Origin of the sequence: Bacillus sp. LJBS06, from assembly GCF_016924995.1 — a bacterium.
Lineage (GTDB): Bacteria > Bacillota > Bacilli > Bacillales > Bacillaceae > Bacillus > Bacillus stercoris.
On record NZ_CP070483.1, the window covers coordinates 1,020,238 to 1,042,919 of the forward strand.

Consider the following 22,682-nt stretch of genomic DNA (forward strand, 5'->3'; position numbering starts at 1 on the left):
TGCTTCGGATAGAGCGGCAGCATAAACAAAAAATCCTTCAAACGTTCTAATTGAACGAAAGAAGGATTTTTTTAGCTCGCCAATTGTACTCCAAAATAGGCGAAAAAATATAGAAAACAAGAAGTTTAAAAGAAAAAAACACCTAGAGGCCAATGTTGAGCCAGGTTACACGTTTTTTAACGGCCGGGTTCTAAGTCCTCCAGCATTTCCATCATCGTGTTGTCGTCCATGACATTCATTGCGCTTTGCTCAAAATGAATGGGTTCAGCATAATGAGGTTGTCTTTTTTTCGGGGCTGTTTCAGTTTGCCTCGATTGTGTCTGTGTATGCTGATGCTGTGTTTGCTGTTGTCCGGCATTCTGGTGCTGACGGCCGTTTTGCCGCTGGCTTTGATGTTGTGAACGGTCATGGTTATCACCGCTACCGCCGCCTAATGCTTGTTTGACCATGTTTCCTACATTAGAAGCATCAAATGTGTTATTTCCTGAATGTCGTCTGTTCATTTGTCCTGTGATAAACCCGCTGATTCTTTGGCGGATCTGAGGTGATAATGCAGCAATAAGCATAGTTGATCCGATGATCAATGCTGCGGGGCTGATTCCTCTTCGCTGGTTGAACAACATGATCCCTCCTTTGCAATGTATTCATATTTTCCCCCTCATTAGACAAATTAACCGTTATATTTCCCGGGAAAGCATTTCCTTCAGATTTTCATGCATAATTAAAGCCAGTTAGAAAAACCTATAAGTAAAGTGATAAAGGAGGAATTCACATGCTTGGAAAAAAACAAGTCCTTGCGTCTGTGCTTCTTATCCCTTTGCTTATGACTGGCTGCAGTATGGCCGACCAAGGTGAGGGCAGACGTGACAATAATGATGTAAGAAATGTAAATTATCGAAATCCGGCCAATGACGATATGCGCAATGTGAACAACCGGGATAACGTTGACAACAATGTTACTGATAATGTCAATAACAATAACAATCGTGTAAATGACGATAATAACAACGACCGGAAACTCGAGGTTGCTGATGAAGCAGCTGATAAAGTAACAGATCTAAAAGAAGTAAAGCATGCCGATGTCATTGTTGCTGGAAATCAAGCTTACGTTGCAGTCGTTTTAACCAATGGAAATAAAGGTGCAGTAGAAAACAATCTGAAGAAAAAAATAGCCAAAAAGGTAAGATCTACTGACAAAAACATTGATAATGTTTACGTTTCAGCTAACCCTGATTTTGTAGAGCGTATGCAAGGATATGGAAAACGTATTCAAAATGGTGATCCAATCGCCGGGTTATTTGATGAATTTACACAAACTGTACAGCGCGTATTCCCTAACGCTGAATAAATGAAAAAAGCCGCACAAATTGTGCGGCTTTTTCTATGCGTTGATGACACACTGTGAACTCAGGCTGCATAGAGTAAAAATAAAAGGTACAAGACGGACCGGCTCAGGGAGGGAGACGTTTGCGGGGTGGCATAGGAAAGCGTGCGGCATCCGCTCTATTCCTGTGCGGAGTCCTTGTGATGCTGGCTGTAAGCTCAGCCATCGTATCAAGCACGATGTATATCCTGTCTTTGCCAGGGCAGGCATCTGGAATCACAAAAGAACAAGTGACGAAGCACATGAAGAAAGAGTCATTTAAACAGGCCGATATTTATTACACTTCTAAGGAAAAGTCCTTACTGCCATTGACGAAAGAAACGCTTGAATATGCGGTCAGTATTAATCAGTTTATGATTGGATATTCGAATCAAAAGCCTATTGATATTATTTTTTTTTCTAATGAAAAACAGATGGAGGATTACTCCGGTTTATTGGATGTCGTTGGTTTTTATTCTGAGCGGGAGCAGCTGATCGGATTGTTGCCTGAAGAGAAAAAGAAACTTTTAGAAGGGGACGAGGTAGCGGTTTATTTGTACCAGAGATTGTTGATTCATGAATACACACATCATGCGTTTCACCAGAAACTGAAGGAGCTTGAGGCGGACCCCGATGAGTTTCCGTTATGGTTTCATGAAGGGTTAAGCGAGTGGATTGCGAACTATGAATTGCTTATCGATCCGATCACGTTTTCTGTTGTCCCTTTTGACCGTTTGCAGTCAGACCGAGACTGGCAGGAAGCCAGAGCCGAATATGAAACTGATGTCTATTTGCAAAGCTTTTATATGATCGATGAGCTGACGGGTAAATACGGGAAAGACATTATATCTGAACTGATAAAGGAAACGGCAAAAAAAGGGGACTTTAAAAAAGGGTTTAAATCAGCAACAAAGGAAAGTCTTGATCAATTTGAAAAAGACTTTAAGAAAAAATTTGAAAAAAGTGAGGCATTGGATAGTAACTATCCAATGCCTTTGTATTAATGAAGCCCTTGCTGGCCCATACCGCCTTGTGTCGGAGGCATTTGTCCTTGTGCAGGGGCGAATGAATTTCTCAGCTGTTCCATATCCTGCGCATCAAGCTGAGGAACTTGGTAATAGCCGTGTTTGTTTTGATATAGGAAAATTTCAAATGCCATTTCAACATACTCCTGAATTTGCGCAGACAGTACGCGTCTTACGGCCGGATTTGTCATTTCCAGAGAAGCCATCGTCAGCATAGAAGCTTGTGCTTTAATCGCGCAAAGCATTTGTCTGCTGATGATGCTGTCATCAATATCATTCATGGATTGAACAGGCTTTTTAGGCTGTGACGGCTGCATGCCATAAACAGTCTGGTTGTCTTCCTTCATCATATAAGTTGCTGTTTTTTGTGAAGGTTCGCTTCCTGTTTTGAAACATTCTGCAGTTATATTGTATTGAGAAGAAATGAATTGATATTGACGATCAAGGATATTTAATAATTCTTGATCCTTACAGAATTGTCTCAGCATCATAAACTGATCAAGCACAGTAAGTGTTCCGGACAGCACCTCGTGCATATCAAACATTTCATGTCCGCCGTGGTTTTTATGCGGTTTTCCAGGAATACCTTTGTTCATTTGGGATTGCTGCTGCTGATTTAACTGATCCAAACCGAATTCCTCCTTGTTTTTCAGATCAGCTGTATTTTGTGCCAGTCCGCCGCGTATTATGCAGAAGCCTGAAAGGAATTATATGCTGGCTGTCGAAATGGTAAGCAGACAAAGTCATTGTCATTATGTGTATATTAAGGGAGGAAATATGATGAGGCGTATGATGCATATGGTATTGATCATGGCATTGATATTCTTAAATGTCATGTACACGTGCGAAGCGGTAACTGCAGCTGAACCGCAGCAGGCTATATCAGTTGAGAAGGCAAAACAGCAAAAAGAAGGACAGGCGCTTGTCGAAGGATATGCAGTCGGCCAGGCTGTTTCCCCGCAGCATTACAAGCTGACAAGCCCATTTTCAAATGATTATAATGTCGCGCTGGCAGACCGCAAAAATGAGATATCGCCCGATCATATCCTTCCTGTGCAAATCCCTTCAGCTTTCAGAAACCATTTCGGGCTGCAAACCAATCCGCTTCTTCTTGGAAAAAAGATAACGGTTCAAGGCAAGCTTGAAAATTACTTTAACACGACGGGACTTAAAAACGTTCAGTCGATGAACCTAACCGATGACACGAAAACTCCGCCGGCTGAACACCCAATGACCATAAATGAAGCGCGGGGAAGGCTGAATGAAGAAGTAACGATAAAAGGGATCGTCACAGCTGATCAAAACGCAATCGGAGGCGGGAAGCTGTCGACCTTTTTGCAAGATGAAACCGGAGGCATTAACATGTCTTCGCCTTCCCCCGAACAATTTCCTGAATTAAAAGAGGGCATGGATGTCACGGTGACAGGTAGAATCACGACTTACCAGGGACTGAAAGAAATCGTTCCAATCTTATCAGGGATTAAAATCAATCAGTCAAACCAGCCTCTCCCCGCCCCTAAACAATTAACAATCAATGAACTCATTAATGGCAGCCTGGGTGATCAGTATGAAGGCCGCCTTGTGACATTAACTGCATTTGTCTCCTCAATTCCAAGTTCTCCTTCAGGCGGCGGTTACAATGTAACGATGATTGATGACGACCATCATGCAATGACGCTCCGGGTTATGAATGAAACAGGGGTGATAGACGAACTTAATGAGGGCAAGTGGTATGAATTTACTGGGGTGTTAAGCAGATACCAATCCTTTCAGCTGCTTCCGCGAAAATCGTCTGACCTGAAGCTGCTTGAAGAGCAGCCCGCACCTCCGTCTGCTGAGGGAGAATATGAAGGGATTGTTGACCGGGTTGTTGACGGCGATACCATTCATCTCAAATCTCCGGTTCTCGGAACGACAAAAATCAGGTTTGTAAATGTAGATACACCTGAAACATATCACACACCAAAAAATGACGCAGACGAAAATCAATTAAGATTTGGCAAAAAGGCATCTGACTATCTAAAAACGGTTCTGTCCCCAGGGGATAAAATCACTGTTAAGGTCGGGAGTGAAGCCAAGGACAGCTATGGCAGGCTGCTCGGACAAGTCATAACTGAATCAGGTTCAAACGTGAACTTAGAGCTTGTGAAAAAAGGCTATGCGCCGACATATTTTATTTGGCCGGTTGACAATGAAGAGGATTATCAGCAGTTTCAGTCCGCAGTAGCTGCTGCGAAAAAAGAACAAAAAGGAATTTGGAATGAAAACGATCCGCTCATGGAAATGCCGTTTGAATTCAGAGCCAGAGAGCAAGGGAAAGGCCTGACAAGATATGTAGGGGATTCGTCGAATCAAACATATGTGCAGCCGGCTGACTGGAAGAGGGTCGCGGTGGAAAACAGAATTTTCTTTGCATCAGCAAAGGAAGCGGAGAACGCAGGATATAAAATGAGGCAAACGGCACCTGAAAAAAATGTGCCGCTAAGAATTCTCAGCATGAATGATTTGCATGGCAAGATCGATCAGCAATATGAGCTTGATCTTGATGGGAACGGAACTGCAGACGGCACATTTGGACGCATGGACTATGCCGCCGCATATTTAAAAGAAAAAAAGGCTGAAAAGAAAAACACGCTAATGGTGCACGCGGGAGATATGATCGGAGGCAGCTCTCCAGTTTCATCTCTTCTTCAGGATGAGCCCACTGTAGAATTAATGGAGGACATCGGATTTGATGTCGGAACTGTGGGAAACCACGAATTCGATGAAGGCACCGATGAACTGCTGAGAATTTTAAATGGCGGTGATCACCCGAAAGGCACAAGCGGATATGATGGACAGAACTTTCCCCTTGTATGTGCCAATTGTAAAGTGAAATCAACTGGAGAGCCCTTTTTGCCGGCTTACGACATCATAAATGTGGAGGGCGTACCCGTGGCTTTTATCGGAGTTGTCACACAGTCGGCAGCTGGTATGGTTATGCCTGAAGGAATAAAAAATATCGAGTTTACAGATGAAGCGACAGCGGTGAATGAGGCGGCCAAAGAGCTGAAGAAAAAAGGCGTAAAGGCCATCGCAGTTCTCGCACATATGTCAGCTGAACAAAACGGCAACGCCATTACCGGTGAGTCTGCTGATCTTGCAAACAAAACAGATTCTGAAATTGACGTGATTTTTGCCGCGCATAATCATAAGGTTGTTAACGGCGAAGTGAATGGAAAACTGATTGTTCAAGCGTATGAATATGGAAAAGCGATAGGCGTCGTTGATGTAGAGATTGATAAAACGACAAAAGACATTGTCAAAAAGTCAGCGGAAATCGTATATGTGGATCAAAGTAAAATCGAACCGGACGCCAGCGCTTCAGCCATTTTAAATAAATACGAAACTATTGCTGAACCGATTATCAGCGAAGTAGTCGGCGAAGCAGCTGTTGATATGGAAGGAGGGTATTCAAATGACGGTGATACACCACTTGGAAACCTGATTGCGGATGGAATGAGAACTGCCATGAAAACGGATTTCGCCCTTATGAATGGAGGCGGCATACGTGAAACGCTGAAGAAGGGCCCAATTACGTGGGGAGACCTTTACAATATTCAGCCGTTTGGAAATGTGTTAACGAAGCTTGAGATTAAAGGAAAAGATTTAAGAGAGATTATCAATGCGCAAATCTCGCCGGTTTTTGGGCCTGACTACAGCATCAGCGGGTTTACGTACACGTGGGATAAAGAAACTGGAAAAGCAGTCGATATGAAAATGGCAGATGGCACCGAGATCCAGCCTGATGCCACATATACATTAACCGTCAACAACTTTATGGCGACGGCGACAGGCACCAAATACCAGCCGATCGGATTGCTCGGGAAAAATCCGGTGACAGGGCCAGAGGATTTGGAAGCGACAGTTGAGTACGTGAAGAGTTTTGATGAGCCTATTGCGTATACAAAAGAGGGAAGGATTAAGCTCGCTTCAGCCAGTGATATTGAAGACCCTGTAACAGAAGCCCCGGTTACGGAAGAGCCTGGAGATGACCCGGGGACGGAGCATCCAATGAAAGAGGTTCCAGAGCCTGATGTGGATTTGCCTGATATAAAAGAGACTCCGGGCACAGCACCGGTTCATCAGCTGCCACCTTCAGCCATTTTGAGATTCGATGAAATACCTATCAACAACACAAAAAACGCCGCCAATAGCATCAGCACATTGCCTTTACGAAACGAGGGCGGGGAAAGCGGGTCAGAGCATCCGCTTCCGGATACATCAGCAAACTACTATAACTTTATGGTGATCGGTGCGGCGGTGACATTGTCCGGAACTTATTTATATGTCAGAAGAAAAAGGAGCGCCTCCAGAACGTGAAAAAAGTTATTCCACTCCTTATCATTGCGGCCGGCCTAGTGATCGCAGGCTATGGAGGCTTTAAATTGATCGATACGAATATGAAAACGGAACAGACATTAAAAGAAGCAAAACTGGCGGCGGAAAATCCGCAGGAATCTTCGAGAACGAAAAATAGCGCAGAGCAGGCAAAGAACAAAGCATCATTTAAGCCTGAAACCGGCCAAGCGAGCGGCATTTTGGAAATACCGAAAATCAATGCAGAGCTTCCGATTGTGGAGGGCACTGATGCTGATGATTTAGAAAAAGGTGTCGGGCATTATAAGGATAGCTATTATCCTGATGAAAACGGACAAATTGTGCTGTCAGGGCATCGAGATACCGTGTTTCGCCGGACGGGAGAGCTGGAAAAGGGAGATCGGCTCCGCATTCTCCTGTCTTATGGAGAATTCACATATGAAATTGTAAAAACAAAAATTGTTGATAAGGATGACACATCTATTATCACGCTTCAGCATGAAAGGGAAGAGCTGATTCTGACGACCTGTTATCCGTTTTCATACGTGGGAAATGCCCCGAAGCGCTATATTATATATGGAAAGCGAGTCATTTAAAAAGCCGCAGGAAATACCTGCGGCTTTTCTTTATGAAAAATATGTAGAGCACAGGATTTCTATATCAGCCGGGAAAGGCGCTTCGGCAACAATCAGCTCGCCGGTTATCGGGTGAACCGCTTGTACTTTATTGGCGTGCAGCGCCTGCCTGTTTAACAGCTTGTTCCCGCCTCCGTAAAGCGAGTCTCCTATCAGTGGATGGCCGATGCTCGCCATATGAACACGAATTTGGTGTGTTCTTCCTGTTTCCAGCTCTAATTCAACGAGCGACAGACGCTCTTTCACATTGCTGGCCATTACCTTGAAATGAGTAACGGCTGCTTGCCCGCTGAGTGAAACCCGGCGCCTTGTCGGGTGTGATCGGTCTCTGCCGATCGGTGAATCAATTGTTCCTTTTTTCGTCCGTAGCTTTCCTTCAGCGATGGCGGTATACGTACGCTTCAGCATCTTTTTCTCTAGCTGCTGGTCTAAGATGGCGTGTGCCAGACGATGCTTGGCAAAGACGATAGCGCCAGATGTATCCTGATCCAGACGGTGGACGTGGCGCACCTTACATGTTTCGCCATTTATCTGATAATGATACGCGATCAAATTAGCCAGTGTGCCTGTTTGCCCATCCTCATTCGGGTGCGTCGCTATGCCAGCTGGTTTATTGACGATGAGCATGTGATTGTCCTCAAATAAAATATCAAGCTCTCCATACTCCGGAATGACCGAAGATGCTTCACTTTCCTGAAGATCAATGAACACGCGGTCTCCCTTTTTTACAATCATATTGTTTAAGACGGATTCGTGATTGACCTTTATCTGATGATGTGTCATCCAGTCTTGTATCACAGGTTTAGAAGCTTTGAGCCCTGTTTTGAGTATGGAAAACAGCCATTGGCCGTCCTGTTTTTCATTGATGAGGACCTCAAGCCCTCTGCCTTTTTGTTTCATGTCAAATGGCTCCTTTTCGAAGCGGAAGGCTGCTGTTTCTCATAGGAAACACTTACCTTAGCTTTCGCGTTTTTTTCTGTGCTATTCTTGAGTAAGACTTAGGATATTCGATGGCAAGAAAGGTGATTGACGTGAGAATTGTGAACGCAGCAACTGCAGAACAGGAGAGCTTTATCAAGGAGCTGTCTATGGAGCTGATCCATGATGTATTTCCTCTTTATTTCTCCGAACTGGACATTCAGCGCTTTAAAAAGAAAGGCGTTCTATCTTTAAATAACCATTATTACCAAGGAACATTAAAAGAAGCATTTCAAATTATGGCTTGTCTGCAAATGATACATATTATCCTGACAAAGCCTTCGCCGCACTCTGATGTGAGTGATCAGGCGATTTTTGAAAAAAACAGCAAGATGCTGAATGATTTTGGGATTTATTTTCCGTTTGCTTTTTCTGACTTTCAAAAGAAGGCAAACAAAGCCTTTTTCGGTCACAGAAGGCTGATATAATCAGGTGGCAAGAGCTTTTCTATTTTCAGAAAAGCTCTTTTTTGTATCAGAGAAATCATATCATAAAACCTTTCCTCTAACTCCCTTTTTAAACGGCTCGTGTCTGAACATACTAATGATTGAAAGGGGTGCTGACAATGAGTTCAGTTAAAGATACAATGACAACGCAGGTGGCAACCGTTTCTCCGAATCAAACGATTCAGGAAGCGGCTTCTCTAATGAAACAGTATAACGTCGGGGCGATTCCCGTTGCAGAGCAAGGTGTTTTAAAAGGAATGCTGACTGACCGTGACATTGCATTAAGAACTACAGCTCAGGGCCGTGATGGCCAGACACCCGTTTCAGAAGTGATGTCAACAGAACTCGTATCAGGAAACCCTAATATGAGTCTGGAAGACGCGTCGCAGCTGATGGCCCAGCACCAAATCCGCCGCCTTCCTATTGTAGATCAAAACAATCTAGTCGGGATCGTTGCGCTTGGAGACCTGGCAGTCAATCAGATGTCGAACGAGTCTGCGGGAGCAGCGCTGACAAACATTTCTCACCAAAACATTCATTAAATAGAAAGAGCTTGCAGTGTGCAGGCTCTTTCTTCACATACACCTTACTTTTTGAAAGCAGACTTGTTTCGGGGTATAGTAAATGTATACATATGTCTCAATTCGGACTAAAGGAGTTGTACCGAGTGATTAAAGCGTTAATTTTTGATTTTGACGGACTTATTCTAGATACAGAAACACACGAATATGAGGTCCTTCAGGAAATATTTGAAGAGCACGGCTCAGTGCTGCCGCTATCTGTCTGGGGGAAGGTCATCGGAACTGCAGCGGGATTCCGGCCTTTTGAATATTTAGAAGAGCAGATCGGGAAAAAGCTGAATCATGAAGAGCTCACAAAATTGAGAAGAGAGCGGTTTGCCAAACGCATGGAAACAGAAAAAGCGAGACCTGGTGTCGAAGCGTATTTGAATGCGGCAAAGGATTTAGGCTTAAAAGTAGGCCTTGCTTCCAGCTCCGATTATAAATGGGTGTCGGGCCATTTGAAGCAAATCGGCCTGTTTGATGATTTTGAGGTTATTCAAACGGCGGATGATGTGGAAGAGGTAAAGCCGAATCCTGAGCTCTATTTATTGGCGGCAAAGAATCTCGGGGTATCGCCAGCGGAATGTCTCGCGTTTGAGGATTCTGTCAATGGTTCGATTGCTGCGAAACGCGCAGGAATGAAGTGTGTCATTGTCCCGAATAAAGTAACGGGCACCTTGATGTTTGAAGACTATGATCACAGGCTTGAATCAATGGCGGAAATGGAGCTCGCCCTATTGCTTGATCATCTGAACTCACAAAACTAGAAAGGAGCGAGTAGGTTGTCTGAGAAATTAGATTTGACCCGGTTTGAAAAGAAAATGGTTATCCGCAATATCGAAGAGAAAGACATCGACAAGATTATCGATCTTCAAAAGGACTGCTTTCCGGGGATGGAGCCTTGGAAGCGAGAGCATTTAATCAGCCATTTGGAGCATTTTCCAGACGGGCAGTTTTGTGCAGAATTCGAAGGTGAAATTATCGGTTCTTGCTCAAGTCTCCTGATTAACTTTGATGAATATGATGACCGCCATACGTGGCAGGACATTACCGATGACGGTTATATCACCAACCATAATCCGGACGGCTTGAATATGTACGGAATTGAGGTCATGGTGCATCCGAAATACAGACGGATGAAGATCGGCCATCGTTTATACGAGGCGAGAAAGGATTTAGCGAGACGCTTAAACCTAAAAAGCATCATCATAGGCGGACGGATTCCGAACTATCACAAATATGCAGAGGAAATGACGGCCAGAGAGTATGTTGAACAGGTGACACGCCACCAAATTTACGATCCGGTCCTTTCTTTTCAGCTGATGAACGGCTTTACCCTTATGCGAATTAACCCGAATTATCTCCCGGATGATACAGCTTCGATCAAGTATGCGACGCTGATGGAATGGAATAATGTCGATTATCTTCCGCAGCAGACAAAGCGCTATTATAAGTCAGCGTTCCCTGTGAGAATTTGTGTGATCCAATACGAAATGAAGAAAATTTATTCCTTTGAGGAATTTGCGAATCAAGTAGAATACTATGTCGATGTTGCTTCTGACGCAAGATCTGATTTTGCGGTGTTCCCGGAAATTTTCACAACCCAGCTCATGTCTTTCCTTGAAGAAAGGTCACCGAGCTTGGCGGTACAGAGAATTACCGAGTATACAGAAGATTACATCAGCCTTTTTACTGATTTGGCTGTGAAGTATAACGTCAACATTATCGGCGGGTCCCATTTCGTCGAAGAGGAAGGCAAAATTTATAACATCGCTTACCTGTTCAGACGGGACGGAACGATCGAAAAGCAATATAAACTCCATATTACGCCGAATGAACGCAAATGGTGGGGAATCAGCGCCGGAGACCAGGTTCGCGTGTTTGATACAGACTGCGGAAAAATTGCGATCCAGATCTGTTATGACATTGAATTTCCTGAGCTTGCCCGGATTGCGGCTGACAAAGGCGCCAAAATCATCTTTACGCCATTTTGTACAGAAGACCGTCAAGGCTATTTGCGTGTCAGATACTGTTCGCAGGCTAGGGCGGTTGAAAATCAAATTTATACCGTTATCTCGGGAACGGTTGGAAACCTGCCGCAAACGGAAAACATGGATATCCAATACGCCCAGTCAGGCATCTTTGCCCCGTCTGATTTTGAATTCGCCCGAGACGGTATTGTCGGCGAAACAAACCCGAATATTGAAATGGTCGTCATCGGTGATGTTGACTTGGAAATTCTCAGAAGACAACGCCAAAACGGCACAGTGCGCCAGCTAAAAGACAGACGGCGTGATATTTATCATATTCACTATAAGAAATAATCCGGAAACCCGCCTGAATTGGCGGGTTTTTTTAAAACAAAAGCGGATTGATACGTTTTCTTTAAAGTAAATTGTATATTGGAAGGCGCTTTATGAAGTTTCTTCCAATTCCCTATATCATACAGAAAACGGCTAGGTTTCACATGGCTATTGCAATAGCTGTCCAAGTCGTTTCGTGTGCGACCTTTATCAATACAATGCTGCATCCTCTTTCTTCATGAGGAAAGAGGACGTTTTATTATTCACAAGGTTTATTGACTCTGACCCCGTCTGGCTTTATATTGAAGGCAGGGAAATCATCACCAAGACATCACATAAAGAGAAGGTCTGTTTCAATGAATTGGCATTTTAGGGTACGCTAATGAAATGGAGATGATGGGGATGGAAAACATTCAGCAAAATCAGGGATTAAAGCAAAAAGATGAGCAATTTGTGTGGCATGCCATGAAGGGAGCGCATCAAGCGGAAAGCCTGATTGCCCAGAAGGCTGAGGGGGCCTGGGTAACCGACATAGACGGACGACGCTATTTGGATGCGATGTCCGGTTTGTGGTGCGTCAATATTGGTTACGGCAGAAAGGAGCTTGCGGAGGCTGCCTATGAGCAATTAAAGGAGCTGCCTTATTACCCGTTAACGCAAAGTCACGCACCCGCAATTGAACTGGCGGAAAAGCTGAATGAATGGCTTGGCGGCGATTATGTGATCTTTTTTTCCAACAGCGGATCGGAAGCTAACGAAACTGCTTTTAAAATTGCCCGCCAGTACCATCTGCAAAATGGCGACCACAGCCGTTATAAATTCATCTCAAGATATCGGGCATACCACGGCAATACATTGGGAGCGCTCTCAGCTACCGGACAGGCGCAGCGGAAATATAAATACGAGCCTTTAAGCCAAGGGTTCCTGCATGCAGCTCCGCCAGATATATACCGGAATCCTGATGATGCTGATACGCTTGAAAGCGCAAATGAAATCGACCGCATCATGACATGGGAATTAAGCGAAACGATTGCCGGGGTCATTATGGAGCCCATTATTACAGGCGGAGGCATCCTAATGCCGCCTGACGGATATATGAAGAAGGTGGAGGACATTTGCCGGCGCCACGGAGCTCTTTTGATTTGCGATGAAGTGATCTGCGGATTTGGACGGACAGGCGAGCCGTTCGGGTTTATGCACTACGGCGTGAAGCCTGATATCATTACGATGGCGAAGGGAATCACAAGCGCGTACCTGCCATTGTCAGCGACTGCTGTGAAACGGGACATTTTTGAAGCGTATCAGGGAGAAGCTCCTTATGACCGTTTCCGCCACGTGAACACGTTCGGCGGAAGCCCGGCTGCCTGTGCCTTGGCATTGAAAAACCTGCAAATTATGGAGGACGAACAGCTGATTCAGCGCTCACGCGATCTTGGAGCAAAGCTTTTAGGTGAGCTTCAAGCTCTGAGAGAACACCCGGCAGTCGGAGACGTCAGAGGAAAAGGGCTGCTGATCGGAATCGAACTCGTCAAAGATAAATTAACCAAAGAGCCGGCTGATGCTGACAAAGTAAATCAAGTGGTTGCGGCATGCAAAGAAAAAGGGCTGATTATCGGCAAAAACGGAGATACAGTTGCCGGCTACAACAACGTCATCCAGCTCGCACCGCCATTTTGCCTGACAGAAGAGGACCTTTCCTTTATCGTGAAAACGGTGAAAGAAAGCTTTCAAACGATATAATATAAAAGTGATTGATTAAAGGAGCACATGATGAGTTTTCACAACCAGCCGATCTTACCGGCTATTCGCAATATGAAGCAATTTGATGAGTTTTTGAACAGTTCATTCTCTTACGGTGTTATTCTTGATATCCATCTCGGCCAGCTGAAGGGCGTGATCAGAGAAGCGCAAAAGCATGGAAAGAACATGATGGTGCACGTCGATCTCATTCAAGGGATTAAGCATGACGAATACGGAGCGGAATTTATATGTCAGGATATCAAGCCCGCTGGGATTATTTCAACAAGATCGAACGTGATTGCCAAAGCGAAGCAGAAGAAAATTTATGCTATTCAGCGCCTGTTTTTGCTTGATACAAGCGCGATGGAGAAAAGCATGGAGTTTATCGGCAAACATAAGCCTGACTTCATCGAAGTGCTTCCCGGCATCGTTCCGTCACTCATTCAGGAAATAAAGGAGAAAACGGGGATTCCCATCTTTGCCGGCGGCTTCATCCGTACGGAAGAGGATGTAGAGCAGGCATTGAAAGCGGGGGCTGTAGCTGTCACAACATCTAATACCAAATTGTGGAAAAAATATGAAAACTTTTTGACAGAAAGTGATTGACACCGCTTTCATACACTGATACAATTGCACTAGGTTAATACATTGTGATGGAGAACTCGGAGACCACAGCAGCTCTTTACGGCAAATGTTTATGCACCCGTAAAGCGGTTTGTTGTGGTTTTTTTATTCTCTTCTTCTCTATCATGCTTTTTAATCGTGACTTTAGGAGGAATGTGCTATGACAGCATTTTGGGGAGAAGTCATCGGTACGATGCTGCTTATTATTTTTGGTGCAGGTGTTTGTGCAGGTGTCAATTTAAAGAAATCGCTTTCATTCCAGTCTGGCTGGATTGTTGTTGTATTTGGATGGGGATTGGGTGTTGCCATGGCGGCTTACGCGGTAGGCGGTATCAGCGGCGCCCATTTGAACCCGGCGCTAACGATAGCGCTTGCATTTGTTGGGGATTTTCCATGGAAAGAGGTTCCGGTTTATATTGCGGCGCAAATGATCGGAGCGATCATCGGTGCGGTGATTATTTATCTGCATTACCTGCCGCATTGGAAGTCAACAGATGATCCCGCTGCCAAGCTGGGTGTTTTCTCAACAGGACCAAGCATTCCGCATACATTTGCAAACGTTTTAAGCGAAGTGATTGGGACATTTGTCCTTGTGCTTGGAATCTTGGCCATTGGGGCAAATCAATTTACAGAAGGACTTAATCCTTTAATCGTCGGTTTCCTCATTGTAGCGATCGGTATTTCTCTAGGGGGCACCACCGGCTATGCCATTAATCCTGCGCGTGACTTAGGTCCGCGGATCGCCCACGCATTTCTTCCGATTCCGGGAAAGGGCTCATCAAACTGGAAATACGCATGGGTACCGGTAGTCGGCCCGATTTTAGGCGGATCGTTCGGGGGCGTATTTTACAACGCTGCATTTAAAGGGCACATCACGAGCAGTTTCTGGATTGTAAGCGTTATATTGGTTGTGGTATTGTTAGGACTCTATGTCTATACGAAATCACATTCTGCTAAAACATTATCAAATTCAAAATATATTTAATCAAAGGGGAGACATCTTATGGAAACGTACATTTTATCCTTAGATCAGGGGACAACAAGTTCAAGAGCGATTCTGTTTAATAAAGAAGGCAAAATCGTTCACTCCGCTCAAAAGGAATTTACACAATACTTCCCGAATCCTGGCTGGGTTGAGCATAATGCCAATGAAATTTGGGGCTCTGTGCTCGCGGTTATCGCGTCAGTCATCTCTGAATCAGGAATCAGCGCTTCTCAAATTGCCGGCATCGGCATCACGAACCAGCGCGAGACGACGGTTGTGTGGGATAAAGATACAGGAAGTCCTGTCTATAATGCAATTGTTTGGCAGTCCAGACAGACGTCCGGCATTTGTGAGGAACTTCGTGAAAAAGGATATAATGATAAATTCAGAGAAAAAACTGGGCTTTTAATCGATCCATACTTCTCCGGCACGAAGGTGAAGTGGATTTTAGATAATGTGGAAGGCGCAAGAGAAAAAGCGGAAAAAGGCGAGCTGCTGTTCGGAACGATTGATACATGGCTCATTTGGAAAATGTCAGGCGGAAAAGCGCATGTGACCGATTACTCCAATGCCTCCAGAACGCTGATGTTTAATATTTACGATTTAAAATGGGACGATGAACTGCTCGACATTTTAGGCATACCTAAATCCATGCTCCCTGAAGTGAAGCCGTCTTCCCATGTGTATGCGGAGACTGTTGATTATCATTTCTTCGGAAAAAATATCCCGATTGCGGGAGCGGCAGGCGACCAGCAGTCAGCATTGTTCGGCCAAGCGTGCTTTGAAGAAGGCATGGGAAAAAACACATACGGCACTGGATGTTTCATGCTGATGAATACCGGGGAAAAAGCAATTAAGTCCGAACACGGGCTATTGACGACAATCGCTTGGGGCATTGACGGAAAAGTGAACTATGCGTTAGAAGGAAGCATTTTTGTCGCAGGCTCTGCCATCCAGTGGCTTAGAGACGGATTGAGAATGTTCCAGGATTCATCGCTAAGCGAATCTTATGCAGAAAAAGTAGATTCAACTGACGGCGTGTATGTTGTTCCGGCATTTGTCGGATTGGGAACGCCTTACTGGGACAGCGATGTGCGCGGTTCGGTTTTCGGCCTGACAAGAGGGACAACAAAAGAGCACTTTATCCGTGCGACACTGGAGTCATTGGCTTATCAGACAAAAGATGTGCTTGACGCAATGGAAGCAGATTCAAACATTTCATTAAAGACGCTTCGTGTAGACGGAGGAGCTGTGAAAAACAATTTCCTGATGCAGTTCCAGGGTGATCTGCTGAATGTTCCTGTGGAGCGTCCGGAAATTAATGAAACGACTGCACTTGGCGCGGCTTATTTGGCAGGTATCGCTGTGGGATTCTGGAAGGACCGTTCTGAAATCGCGAACCAGTGGAATCTGGATAAACGGTTTGAACCTGAATTAGAAGAAGAAAAACGAAATGAGCTGTATAAAGGCTGGCAAAAAGCCGTGAAAGCAGCTATGGCTTTTAAATAATGCAATACTATGGTATAATGGTTACAAGTTAATAAGAACGGTCCTGAGACGAGGAGAGACCACAGCACCAAAGTGTAAGCATGCACTTTGGCTGTTGTGGTCTCTTTTTCTATTTACCGTGACAACAAGGAGGAAACGTAATGATGAAACATCAATTTTCAAGTCTTGAAAGAGATCGCATGCTGACAGACATGACGAAAAAAACATATGATCTATTTATTATCGGAGGAGGAATTACAGGAGCGGGAACAGCTCTTGACGCGGCATCAAGGGGTATGAAGGTCGCACTAAGCGAAATGCAGGACTTTGCGGCAGGGACATCAAGCCGATCAACGAAGCTGGTACATGGCGGCTTGCGCTATCTAAAACAATTTGAAGTGAAAATGGTCGCTGAGGTAGGGAAAGAACGGGCGATTGTGTATGAAAACGGTCCGCATGTCACAACACCGGAATGGATGCTGCTTCCGTTTCATAAAGGCGGCACATTCGGTTCATTTACAACATCCATCGGGTTACGAGTGTATGACTTCCTTGCAGGTGTGAAAAAGTCAGAACGAAGAAGCATGCTTTCAGCAAAAGAAACGCTGCAAAAAGAGCCTTTGGTGAAAAAAGACGGCTTAAAAGGCGGCGGGTACTATGTGGAATACCGCACTGACGACGCGAGACTGACAATCGAAGTCATGAAGGAAGCGGTGAAATTCGGGGCAGAGCCAGTGAATTACTCCAAAGTGAAGGAGCTTCTTTACGAAAAAGGCAAAGCCGTCGGCGTATTAATTGAAGATGTGCTGACAAAGAAAGAATATAAAGTGTATGCGAATAAAATTGTCAATGCGACAGGTCCTTGGGTCGATCAGCTCAGAGAAAAAGACCATTCGAAAAACGGAAAGCATTTGCAGCATACAAAAGGCATTCACCTTGTATTTGACCAGTCTGTCTTTCCGCTCAAACAGGCTGTATATTTTGATACACCTGATGGCCGGATGGTATTTGCGATTCCTCGTGAAGGCAAAACATACGTGGGAACAACAGACACTGTTTACAAAGAGGCGCTGGAGCATCCGCGGATGACAACGGAGGATCGTGATTATGTCATCAATTCAATCAATTATATGTTCCCGGAACTGAATATCACTGCGAATGACATCGAATCCAGCTGGGCAGGGCTGCGTCCGCTGATTCATGAAGAAGGCAAAGATCCTTCTGAAATTTCACGGAAAGACGAGATTTGGACATCTGACTCAGGCTTGATCACCATTGCCGGCGGAAAACTGACTGGATACAGAAAAATGGCGGAGCACATCGTTGATCTTGTGCGTGATCGCTTAAAAGAAGAAGGCGCAAAGGATTTTGGCCCGTGTAAAACGAAAAACATGCCAATCTCAGGCGGGCACGTCGGAGGTTCGAAAAATCTCATGTCCTTCGTTACCGCGAAAACAAAAGAAGGAATTGCAGCAGGTTTATCAGAAAAAGACGCAAAACAGCTGGCGATCAGATACGGCTCTAACGTAGATCGCGTCTTTGACCGGATAGAAGCGCTGAAAGATGAGGCCGCGAAACGCAACATTCCGGTTCATATTCTTGCTGAGGCAGAATACAGTATAGAAGAAGAGATGACTGCAACCCCTGCAGACTTCTTTGTCCGCAGAACGGGACGTTTATTCTTTGATATCAATTGGGTAAGAACATATAAAGATGCCGTTATTGATTTTATGAGCGAGCGATTCCAATGGGATGAGCAGACGAAAAACAAACATACAGAAAACCTCAACATACTTTTACACGATGCGGTTGTGCCGCTTGAACAATAAATCATAACGGGCTGTCTGCAGCCCGTTATTTCTTTTTAGATGCCGAAAGTGCCAGATCTCAGGTTATCAAGTGACAGAGGCACCCGCTTCATATAAAATAATGGCATATGCTGATACATAGGAGGACGAACATGACTTGGAGAAAGAGCTATGAACGCTGGAAACAAACAGAACATTTAGATCCGGAATTAAAAGAGCGCCTCACTGAATTAGAGGGGAATGAACAGGCTCTTGAGGACTGTTTCTATAAAGACCTTGAATTCGGTACCGGCGGAATGCGCGGAGAAATCGGCGCTGGGACGAATCGGATGAATATTTACACTGTGCGCAAAGCATCAGCCGGGTTCGCGGCATACATCTCGAAGCAGGGTGAGGAAGCAAAAAAACGGGGAGTTGTCATTGCTTATGATTCTCGCCATAAATCGCCGGAATTTGCGATGGAAGCAGCAAAAACACTTGCGACACAAGGCATCCAAACATACGTGTTTGATGAGCTTCGCCCGACGCCAGAGCTGTCATTCGCTGTCAGACAGCTAAACGCTTATGGAGGGATTGTGGTAACAGCAAGCCATAACCCGCCTGAATATAACGGCTACAAAGTATACGGTGATGATGGCGGCCAGCTGCCTCCGAAGGAAGCGGACATCGTCATTGAACAGGTAAACGCGATTGAAAATGAGCTGACAATCACAGTGGACGAAGAAAATGCGTTAAAAGAAAAAGGCTTAATCAAGATCATCGGTGAAGACATTGATAAAGTTTATACAGAAAAACTGACGTCCATTTCTGTCCATCCTGAATTATCAAAAGAAGTAGATGTAAAGGTTGTTTTCACACCGTTGCACGGAACTGCGAATAAACCGGTCAGACGCGGCCTTGAAGCGCTCGGCTACAAAAATGTAACGGTTGTCAAAGAACAGGAACTGCCGGATTCAAACTTTTCCACTGTTAAATCGCCAAACCCAGAAGAGCATGCGGCATTCGAATATGCCATTAAGCTTGGGGAGGAGCAGCATGCAGATATTCTCATCGCGACAGACCCTGATGCTGACCGCCTCGGCATCGCGGTGAAAGACGATCAAGGCAAATATACAGTGCTGACAGGAAACCAAACCGGAGCGCTGCTGCTTCATTACCTGCTTTCTGAAAAGAAAAAACAAGGCATCCTGCCAAATAACGGTGTTGTTCTCAAAACGATTGTCACAAGCGAAATCGGCCGTGCCGTAGCTTCATCATTCGGCCTTGATACGATTGATACGCTGACAGGCTTTAAGTTTATCGGTGAAAAGATTAAGGAATACGAAGCATCAGGCCAGTATACCTTCCAATTTGGTTATGAAGAGAGCTACGGTTATTTAATCGGGGATTTTGCCCGCGATAAGGACGCCATTCAGGCTGCGCTTTTGGCTGTTGAAGTTTGCGCTTTTTATAAAAAGCAGGGAATGTCATTATATGAAGCCCTTATCAATCTCTTTAACGAGTATGGTTTTTATCGTGAAGGGCTGAAATCTCTGACACTGAAAGGAAAACAAGGAGCAGAGCAAATTGAAGCGATTCTTGCCTCCTTCAGAAAAAATCCGCCGCAGAAAATGGCCGGCAAACAGGTTGTTACAGCAGAAGATTACGCTGTGAGCAAACGGACGCTTCTGACTGAAAACAAAGAAGAATCCATCGACTTGCCAAAATCAAATGTGCTGAAATACTTCCTGGAAGACGGGTCTTGGTTCTGTCTTCGTCCTTCTGGAACAGAGCCGAAAGTGAAATTTTATTTCGCCGTAAAAGGATCATCTTTAGAAGACAGTGAAAAGCGTCTTGCCGCCCTTTCTGAGGATGTAATGAAAACGGTAGATGAAATTGTTGAGTCAACGAAAAAATAATTTAACTATCAGCCGGATCATTGTAAATGATCCGGTTTTTTCTTTTTCTCATCCAAAAGTCTGAAAGAAAATCATTCCACATATGAAGTAATGAAATACAAAAAACTGGTATAATCTTAAATACAAGATTAATGCCGGAGTGAGAAACGTGAGCAAAACGAGGATGGAGAAATTAAAAACGCTGAAAACGATTGCGGAAACCTTAAATCAAGGACACGATATCAATGCAACACTAGATGAGGTTCTAAAGGAATTGCTGAGTCTGACAAATCTTCAATCCGGATGGATTTTTCTGATCGAAGAAGATGGATCCTATACGTTAGCGGCCGACGCTTTTCTGCCTCCCGCTTTAAGCCGCAAGGAAAAAGTGCTGATGTGCGAAGGGGAGTGTTACTGCCTGACAAAATTCAATAACGGAGGGCTTAGAAGGGCTGCTAATATCATGAACTGCAAACGCATTGAATCAGCCGAAGAACTGCATTGTTTTGACACAGAAGGGATTACGCATCATGCAACTGTGCCTTTAGAAGACGGGGACAGGAGATTCGGATTGTTAAATGTAGCGGCGGCCGGAAAAACCATGTTTGATGAGGAAGAGCTGCATTTACTCGAGTCTGTCGCCTTTCAGATCGGAACGGCAATCCAGCGTATGAGGCTTTCCGAATATAAACAAAAAAATGCTCTTTTAATGGAGCGTAACCGCCTCGCTCAGGAGCTTCACGATTCTGTCAATCAAATGCTGTTTTCCGTCAGTTTAACTGCCAAAGCTGCAAAGACACTAACAAAAGACGAGCATTTGCAGCAGATGATTGATTTCATTCAAAACCTATCACAGGACGCCCTCGCGGAAATGAAAGCGTTAATTTGGCAGCTTCGCCCCGGAGGGTTGGAGAAAGGGCTGGCTGAAGCCATCAAAAGCTATGGCGCACTTATTGGATTGAAGGTCATGTTTACCCAAAAAGGCTGTCCTGTTCTGACTGATGAACAGGAGCATATGCTATGGCGTGTCGTACAGGAAGCATTAAATAACTGCAAAAAGCATGCCGGAACAGATACGGCGTATGTCAGTCTGACTGCTGCTTTGGGCCATGCGGAGCTGGATATTATCGATCATGGGGCGGGGTTTTGTTATGAAGCGCATGCCGGTCTGCCTTCACTTGGCATCAAAGGCATGAAAGAACGAGCGGAAAAAGCCGGCGCGAAGTTTCGGATTGATTCAGCGCTTGGAGCGGGAACAAAGCTGTCCATCAGGCTTCCGCTAAAAAGCCAAAAAGGAGGGGCGGAATGAAAATTGTCATTGCTGATGACCACCATGTTGTCAGAAAGGGTCTGCGTTTTTTCTTTGCCACCCAGGATGATATTGAAGTGGCCGGGGAAGCCGCAACTGGAATAGAAGCTCTCCGCGTCATCGAAGAGACAAAGCCGGATCTTGTTTTAATGGATCTGTCCATGCCCAAGATGGATGGCATTCAAGCCATTAAAAAAGCAATACAGCAATTTCCGGAGATTAAAATTATTGTGCTAACGAGCTACTCTGATCAGGAGCACGTGATCCCGGCTCTTCAGGCAGGTGCGAAGGCGTATCAATTAAAGGATACGGAGCCCGAGGAATTGGTGAAAACATTAAGGCAAGTGCATGCCGGCGAATACAAGCTTTCTTCAGCTATTATGCCCCATGTGCTGACACATATGAAAAATCAGCACGACCCGGAAAAAGAAAAATATTATCAATTAACAAGAAGGGAAAAAGACGTTCTGACTGAAATCGCGAACGGGAAAAGCAATAAAGAAATCGCAGCAGCCTTGTTTATTTCAGAAAAAACAGTGAAAACCCATGTATCGAATCTGTTAGCAAAACTTGAAGTGGCCGACCGCACGCAAGCAGCGCTTTTCGCAGTGAAATATAACCTGAATGGAGAGATCTCGAAATGAACATGTTAGTCATAAATGGCACGCCAAGAAAACATGGGAGAACAAGAATTGCCGCATCTTATATTTCAGCACTGTATCACACGGATTTGATTGATCTTAGCGAGTTTGTATTGCCGATTTTTAATGGTGAAGCGGATCAGTCTGAACTGTTGCAGGTACAGGAGCTTAAGCAACGCGTTACTAAAGCGGATGCGATTGTATTATTATCGCCTGAATATCACAGCGGCATGAGCGGCGCTTTAAAAAATGCCTTGGATTTTCTTAGCAGCGAACAATTCAAATATAAGCCCGTCGCATTATTGGCAGTGGCGGGGGGCGGAAAAGGCGGCATCAATGCGCTGAACAATATGAGAACTGTGATGCGGGGACTCTACACCAATGTCATTCCGAAGCAGCTGGTGCTTGATCCGGTGCATATTGATGTTGAAAATGCTACAGTGGCTGAAAATATTAAGGAAAGCTTAAAAGAGCTTGTCGAAGAACTCAGCATGTTCGCAAAAGCAGGAAATCCCGGCGTCTAAACGCCGGGATTTGT

Annotated in this window: 19 protein-coding genes and 1 pseudogene; 17 read left to right on the forward strand and 3 right to left on the reverse strand. The window is 44.8% G+C overall.

Annotation, left to right across the window (positions count from 1 at the left end; all coding sequences use genetic code 11):
• Positions 1 to 176: 176 nt before the first annotated feature.
• Positions 177 to 623, reverse strand: coding sequence for a hypothetical protein (locus JQX68_RS05110; RefSeq protein WP_014663321.1), 447 nt, complete (start codon positions 621 to 623; stop codon positions 177 to 179).
• A 149-nt stretch (positions 624 to 772) separates the two neighbouring features.
• Between JQX68_RS05110 and JQX68_RS05115 the strand changes: the two genes are divergently transcribed.
• Positions 773 to 1,348, forward strand: a complete 576-nt coding sequence (locus tag JQX68_RS05115; protein WP_014663322.1) for a YhcN/YlaJ family sporulation lipoprotein — start codon at positions 773 to 775, stop codon at positions 1,346 to 1,348.
• Positions 1,349 to 1,467: 119 nt separating this feature from the next.
• Positions 1,468 to 2,432, forward strand: a pseudogene (locus JQX68_RS21685) (gluzincin family metallopeptidase).
• On the opposite strand, the gene JQX68_RS05130 reads toward JQX68_RS21685, so the two are convergent.
• Complete coding sequence (locus JQX68_RS05130) at positions 2,364 to 3,017, reverse strand: spore coat protein (protein WP_103031789.1); 654 nt, start codon at positions 3,015 to 3,017, stop codon at positions 2,364 to 2,366. The pseudogene JQX68_RS21685 and the gene JQX68_RS05130 sit on opposite strands and share 69 nt — an antisense overlap.
• Before the next feature lie 82 nt (positions 3,018 to 3,099).
• Here JQX68_RS05130 and JQX68_RS05135 point away from each other — a divergent pair, with 82 nt between their 5' ends.
• Both JQX68_RS05135 and srtA read left to right on the forward strand, forming a co-directional pair.
• A complete protein-coding gene (locus JQX68_RS05135; protein ID WP_109962821.1) occupies positions 3,100 to 6,750 on the forward strand; it encodes a sortase-dependent nonspecific endonuclease YhcR in 3,651 nt (1,216 codons plus the stop codon).
• Positions 6,747 to 7,343: a sortase SrtA gene (gene srtA, locus JQX68_RS05140; RefSeq protein ID WP_069149262.1), complete on the forward strand. Its 597-nt coding sequence runs from the start codon at positions 6,747 to 6,749 to the stop codon at positions 7,341 to 7,343. The genes JQX68_RS05135 and srtA overlap by 4 nt, the downstream gene beginning before the upstream one ends.
• Positions 7,344 to 7,373: 30 nt before the next feature.
• On the opposite strand, the gene JQX68_RS05145 is transcribed toward srtA, so the two are convergent.
• Complete coding sequence (locus JQX68_RS05145; RefSeq protein WP_103031791.1) at positions 7,374 to 8,282, reverse strand: RluA family pseudouridine synthase; 909 nt, start codon at positions 8,280 to 8,282, stop codon at positions 7,374 to 7,376.
• 110 nt (positions 8,283 to 8,392) lie between these two features.
• On the opposite strand from JQX68_RS05145, the gene JQX68_RS05150 reads away from it, so the two are divergent.
• The 13 genes from JQX68_RS05150 to yhdA all read left to right on the forward strand — a co-directional run bounded on the left by JQX68_RS05150 (position 8,393) and on the right by yhdA (position 22,668).
• Positions 8,393 to 8,788 carry a YhcU family protein gene (locus JQX68_RS05150; RefSeq protein WP_014663328.1) on the forward strand — a complete coding sequence of 132 codons (396 nt, stop codon included), beginning with the start codon at positions 8,393 to 8,395 and terminating at the stop codon, positions 8,786 to 8,788.
• A gap of 137 nt (positions 8,789 to 8,925) precedes the next feature.
• Positions 8,926 to 9,348 carry a CBS domain-containing protein gene (locus JQX68_RS05155; protein WP_040083622.1) on the forward strand — a complete coding sequence of 141 codons (423 nt, stop codon included), beginning with the start codon at positions 8,926 to 8,928 and terminating at the stop codon, positions 9,346 to 9,348.
• Between the two features lie 125 nt (positions 9,349 to 9,473).
• Entirely contained in the window at positions 9,474 to 10,136 is a 663-nt protein-coding gene (locus tag JQX68_RS05160; protein ID WP_014663330.1) for an HAD family hydrolase, read from the forward strand.
• A gap of 15 nt (positions 10,137 to 10,151) precedes the next feature.
• Positions 10,152 to 11,693 carry a bifunctional GNAT family N-acetyltransferase/carbon-nitrogen hydrolase family protein gene (locus JQX68_RS05165; protein ID WP_014663331.1) on the forward strand — a complete coding sequence of 514 codons (1,542 nt, stop codon included), beginning with the start codon at positions 10,152 to 10,154 and terminating at the stop codon, positions 11,691 to 11,693.
• A gap of 366 nt (positions 11,694 to 12,059) precedes the next feature.
• On the forward strand, positions 12,060 to 13,412 hold the full coding sequence (locus JQX68_RS05170; protein ID WP_080478192.1) for an aspartate aminotransferase family protein: 1,353 nt from the start codon (positions 12,060 to 12,062) through the stop codon (positions 13,410 to 13,412).
• A gap of 27 nt (positions 13,413 to 13,439) precedes the next feature.
• Positions 13,440 to 14,018 (forward strand): glycerol uptake operon antiterminator GlpP, encoded by a 579-nt coding sequence (glpP, locus tag JQX68_RS05175; protein WP_014663334.1) that lies wholly within the window; start codon positions 13,440 to 13,442, stop codon positions 14,016 to 14,018.
• Positions 14,019 to 14,196: 178 nt separating this feature from the next.
• On the forward strand, positions 14,197 to 15,021 hold the full coding sequence (gene glpF / locus JQX68_RS05180; protein WP_003233386.1) for a glycerol uptake facilitator protein GlpF: 825 nt from the start codon (positions 14,197 to 14,199) through the stop codon (positions 15,019 to 15,021).
• An 18-nt stretch (positions 15,022 to 15,039) separates the two neighbouring features.
• The gene (glpK, locus tag JQX68_RS05185) at positions 15,040 to 16,530 is read left to right on the forward strand and encodes a glycerol kinase GlpK (RefSeq protein WP_069149265.1); all 1,491 of its coding nucleotides are present in this window, start codon (positions 15,040 to 15,042) and stop codon (positions 16,528 to 16,530) included.
• Between the two features lie 140 nt (positions 16,531 to 16,670).
• Positions 16,671 to 18,338 carry a glycerol-3-phosphate dehydrogenase gene (gene glpD, locus JQX68_RS05190; RefSeq protein ID WP_134975661.1) on the forward strand — a complete coding sequence of 556 codons (1,668 nt, stop codon included), beginning with the start codon at positions 16,671 to 16,673 and terminating at the stop codon, positions 18,336 to 18,338.
• 131 nt (positions 18,339 to 18,469) lie between these two features.
• Entirely contained in the window at positions 18,470 to 20,215 is a 1,746-nt protein-coding gene (locus JQX68_RS05195) for a phospho-sugar mutase (RefSeq protein WP_147771683.1), read from the forward strand.
• 148 nt (positions 20,216 to 20,363) lie between these two features.
• Positions 20,364 to 21,503: a two-component system sensor histidine kinase YhcY gene (gene yhcY / locus JQX68_RS05200; RefSeq protein WP_040083615.1), complete on the forward strand. Its 1,140-nt coding sequence runs from the start codon at positions 20,364 to 20,366 to the stop codon at positions 21,501 to 21,503.
• Positions 21,500 to 22,147, forward strand: a complete 648-nt coding sequence (gene yhcZ / locus JQX68_RS05205) for a two-component system response regulator YhcZ (protein ID WP_040083614.1) — start codon at positions 21,500 to 21,502, stop codon at positions 22,145 to 22,147. The genes yhcY and yhcZ overlap by 4 nt, the downstream gene beginning before the upstream one ends.
• Positions 22,144 to 22,668, forward strand: a complete 525-nt coding sequence (gene yhdA / locus JQX68_RS05210; protein WP_136654753.1) for an FMN-dependent NADPH-azoreductase — start codon at positions 22,144 to 22,146, stop codon at positions 22,666 to 22,668. Before yhcZ ends, yhdA begins: the two co-directional genes overlap by 4 nt.
• Positions 22,669 to 22,682 lie beyond the last annotated feature (14 nt).